This is a genomic window from Paraburkholderia humisilvae, assembly GCF_902859855.1.
Classification (GTDB): Bacteria; Pseudomonadota; Gammaproteobacteria; order Burkholderiales; family Burkholderiaceae; genus Paraburkholderia; species Paraburkholderia humisilvae.
Genome location: NZ_CADIKH010000204.1, coordinates 1 through 3,627, shown reverse-complemented (window position 1 = coordinate 3,627; position 3,627 = coordinate 1). Strand labels below are relative to the sequence as shown.

General features: G+C 55.7%; 5 protein-coding genes. 2 read left to right on the top strand and 3 right to left on the bottom strand.

Annotation, left to right across the window (positions count from 1 at the left end; translation table 11 throughout):
* Window positions 1-818: 818 nt before the first annotated feature.
* The 3 genes from HV796_RS40740 to HV796_RS40730 all read right to left on the bottom strand — a co-directional run bounded on the left by HV796_RS40740 (window position 819) and on the right by HV796_RS40730 (window position 2,324).
* Entirely contained in the window at window positions 819-1,418 is a 600-nt protein-coding gene (locus HV796_RS40740) for a hypothetical protein (protein ID WP_175233348.1), read from the bottom strand.
* A 4-nt stretch (window positions 1,419-1,422) separates the two neighbouring features.
* The gene (locus HV796_RS40735) at window positions 1,423-1,968 is read right to left on the bottom strand and encodes an IS4/Tn5 family transposase DNA-binding protein (protein WP_175233347.1); all 546 of its coding nucleotides are present in this window, start codon (window positions 1,966-1,968) and stop codon (window positions 1,423-1,425) included.
* Window positions 1,969-2,117: 149 nt separating this feature from the next.
* Window positions 2,118-2,324: a hypothetical protein gene (locus tag HV796_RS40730; RefSeq protein ID WP_175233346.1), complete on the bottom strand. Its 207-nt coding sequence runs from the start codon at window positions 2,322-2,324 to the stop codon at window positions 2,118-2,120.
* Between HV796_RS40730 and HV796_RS40725 the strand changes: the two genes are divergently transcribed.
* Complete coding sequence (locus tag HV796_RS40725; RefSeq protein WP_175233345.1) at window positions 2,324-2,518, top strand: IS4 family transposase; 195 nt, start codon at window positions 2,324-2,326, stop codon at window positions 2,516-2,518. The genes HV796_RS40730 and HV796_RS40725 overlap by 1 nt on opposite strands.
* 183 nt (window positions 2,519-2,701) lie before the next feature.
* Entirely contained in the window at window positions 2,702-2,863 is a 162-nt protein-coding gene (locus HV796_RS45765) for a DUF6726 family protein (protein ID WP_343053088.1), read from the top strand.
* The last annotated feature ends 764 nt before the right edge of the window (window positions 2,864-3,627 follow it).

Here is a 3,627-nt window from a genome sequence, read left to right as displayed (position 1 = left end):
GTGGATTCCGGTTAGCTGGTTGTTACTCTCGACAAGCAACATTCTCAGCCAACCGCCACCGCCTTCTCAATTCCCCGCCTCAACCCCATACACCAGATCCGACAATAGCTCAGAATTCCTCATCGCTCATCTTCTTTTTGGCTAGCCGTTCAAATTTGCTCCTGCTCGACATCCGGCAATCTTCCCAAGAAGCCTTCTTAAAAGCCTTCGCGGCAGGTCCGGGCACTGCGCCCCCCCCCGATTGCCCCATTGCTTTGAGTCGTTCCAACGCTCTTCCCGCAGTGTCCGAAGATGCTTTCTGGGAGGAAACCGTACGCGGATCTGTTATCACATTGAGTGCCTCCAACTGCTGCGCGTATGGATGTGCCTTATCAGTATTGCTTCCCGCGGCTGCTCCGGGAGCAGAAGTGGACGGTGGGTCCTGGAGCACGTCCACAGTGTTGTGAGGCTGATTGAGGTCAACTTTGGTCATGATGTTCCAAAAAAGTAGGTATTGGATAACCCACTTTACAGTTTGCAGTTCGCGGGCACGACTGCTGACGCGAAAATTGCCTCGCCCTCCGCGCAACGCCTTCCTAGCAGACCTTCTGCGACCGCGTAGTCCCGAGGGAGCAACAGCCCCCCAGACCACGATCATGCTCTCGTGACAACTGCACGAACAGCCGGCGGCGCCTTGCGTGACAGCAAGCGAGACTGAATGGCCGGCGCAGCCGCATCTCGCATCCGACACTTCAGTCCGTTCCTCTGCACGACCACGAAACTGGGAACGCAAATCTACAGCGTTGTATATTCGGGATCCGACCGGTTTGCAGCGAGCGCTATCTGATTTGTTCACCTGCGTCAGAGGCTACAGCGCATCGGAGCCCCGCCGTGACGCCGGAGAAGATGAATCGAGATCCGTCGATAACAGATATGTGTTGTAGGCAACCCGTTTTCAGGATCTTGTAGAAGGTTTCGATTTTCCAGCGCATTGCGTACCAGTCGAGCTTTTCGATTGCCTCTGCACGAGAGCGGACCGGCAGCTTGGTGAGCAGCATCCATTCGACAGGAGCGCACCCGGGCGGCGCATTGCGCTCCTGTGCGTGAAGGACTGTCAGCTGCAGCTCAGGGTAGCGGCTTTGCTTGCCGATGGGCGGCAGGACGGTCATTTCCTGATAGCGCAGTTCAAGTGTCGCGGTCATCGGACGGCCCTTGGCGTCGCGAAGCTCGACTCGATGGAGCCCCTTGACCTGAACCAGCTGCATGGCTTTCGAGATCGTGTGCTGTCTCTCTCCCGCGAGCCTGTCGACGCAGGTGCGCACGAGAAAGTGGGTGCAAAGATCGTATGCGGTACAGAACAGCTCGTAAATATCGCTTTCCCGGTCACCGACGTGAATGCAGCGCACAGGATCGTCGAGAAGCCGAGTCGACTGGCGCATGTTCTCAATCCAGCGCCAGCTTTCCTTTTCCGCGCTTAAGCTCCGAAGCCCCCTTGAACTGCTTTCCCATCCAGAACTTCACCGCCGTCAGGCCAGGTGGCAATCCATCGGCGCTGACGGCGAGGTTCGAATGCATCAGGATGCCGCTTTGCGTGAGTGGCTGGCGCGGACCCGTCCCATTCTTTCCCGTTCGCAGGGTTGTCTTGCCGGTGTAGCCGATGAGTTCAGGACGCTCCCGCTGGTACGAGAACGTGGTCGTGTCCTGCAGGATGAGCACTGGCCCATCGGTGGCTCTCACACGTTCAGCGCTCGCCTGGAAGTGTCCGCTCAGGATATCGTGTTCGCTGACGCGATCGTTTGACAGAAACCTGTACGCAGCGTTCGTCGACGCCCAGTCCTGACACGCGAACGGGATAGTCTGCCCCGTACCGGCCCAAAGCTTCTCGAGCAGGATAGCGAAGCGCCGACGCAACCTAGTGTCCTGGAAATCGCTTCCCTGGACTTCCAGATCGAACCACGCCCGCTCCTCTTTCCGTTGCTTGCCGCCCATCTCGCTCGAACACGGGATATGACGTACGCCAGGATACCAGGTTTCGCGCTAAAAAGAAGTGGGTAATTGCAAGGCGACAAACAGAGGATGGCACACACCTCTGCCATTGCCCGACGACCAACATCCACGGGATTTCGGCCAATCGCGTGTTATTTCGGCAGGTTTGCCGAAGAAACAACGCCGACGCTGTAAAAGGAAAAATGGTACAGCAGGCGAGCGAGGCTTTCGACGGAAAGAATGATCGCCGACCATATGGCCAGCGTGCCCAAGCACACCACGGGTGGCAAGGCGATGGCGGCGCGCCAAATCTTTCGCAGCAACAAAGTCGAGTGACCGCAACTTGGAGGCGTCTCCATTGGCCACGATCGAATGGCTCGCATTGGCATTGTTTCTGATGATGGCGTGGCATATAGCGTATCTCGTGCAGTTCGGCCGAACCTGCCCTGAACTTGCCCGGTATCTGTTCTTCGATCGCGATCAAGACCGTGCCGCCTACCTGCTCCCGAAAACTCGCGATCCGGCCCAATCGAAACCCGACGACCCACAGTGACTCATCGCGCCTCAGGCAGCTTGCCGGCCGCAAGGGACAGTGAATTAGCAAAGACCATCTGGTTCTACTTCAAGCAGGTATACGTCGCCGCAAGAACATCGCTACCGCCGGCAACTTGCCTTCAAATGCCGTGTTACATGATCTGAGCGCGATTTCCCTTTCATAGATTAACGTGACTACACAATGAAACTGCTTCCCCTCCTCCTGCCCCTTATCGTCACCCTGAACGGCTGCGGGGCCGTTGCGGCGCCCTGTCGCATTGCCTCTGCTGGCCTGAAAATTATCCCGCTTGTCGGGCATGCTATGGCGACGCCCACCGATGCCTGTGCGACTGCCATCGACTAAAGTACCCCAAATTTATGCCCTGCCTATTTTCGAGAAGACACATCAAATGCCATTGCGGGTAACATCACAATTCATCAACGCGGCTGGTTGATTTTTCCTGCCGAAGGATGTTCTCGTCGAAAATATTTGAATATGACAGCCGAGATAATGTCGCTCTTAGTTTAATTCTCCAAAAAGAATGAACATAAAATAGGGAATTTTGCAAAAACAATCACCGGATGTTGACGTAAGTAGCATCCTTCTTATGACGCGAAGCACAATCCATGCGCTGGTCAACGCCGCCCGGCGTCGACGCTAGCTGCGACGTCAACTCCTTGATCAACCCGTCTTGCGCTGAACGCATTGCGTCTAGCTCGTGCTCTACTCCATCTCCGCAGCTCAGTCGGAGAGACACGTGTTCCCTCGCGATCGCATCGAGGTTCAGTGAAGCGGCGGTGCGGAAACCGGAATGATAATTTCCGACAACAGCACCATCCGGTGATAGCTACGCGCCCGTCAATGGCAATTTAGGCAAATCTGTCTAAAATCATCAAGGCTGCGATGGATATCATTGCTATTCTCGGTGTGAACATTTACGCCGTTATGTGACAATCGGCTTTCGTCAACTCAAGCCACATCCAACAACGTCATTCATGCCGCTAGCGGCATGAATGACGTTATGCCGACTCCCCGATTATGCCGCGTCATGCATGCGCGTGGCGGTGGGTATGTCCTTTCATGATCGCTGCGTCGGCATAAACATATGATTTCTCAGGCTGGCTAAC

What these genes read in the sequence shown, in the direction of transcription:
- HV796_RS40740 (WP_175233348.1), bottom strand. Translation starts at nt 1,418, where the DNA reads ATGCGCCAGTCGACTCGGCTTCTCGACGATCCTGTGCGCTGCATTCAC.
- HV796_RS40735 (WP_175233347.1), bottom strand. Translation starts at nt 1,968, where the DNA reads ATGGGCGGCAAGCAACGGAAAGAGGAGCGGGCGTGGTTCGATCTGGAA.
- HV796_RS40730 (WP_175233346.1), bottom strand. Translation starts at nt 2,324, where the DNA reads ATGGAGACGCCTCCAAGTTGCGGTCACTCGACTTTGTTGCTGCGAAAG.
- HV796_RS45765 (WP_343053088.1), top strand. Translation starts at nt 2,702, where the DNA reads ATGAAACTGCTTCCCCTCCTCCTGCCCCTTATCGTCACCCTGAACGGC.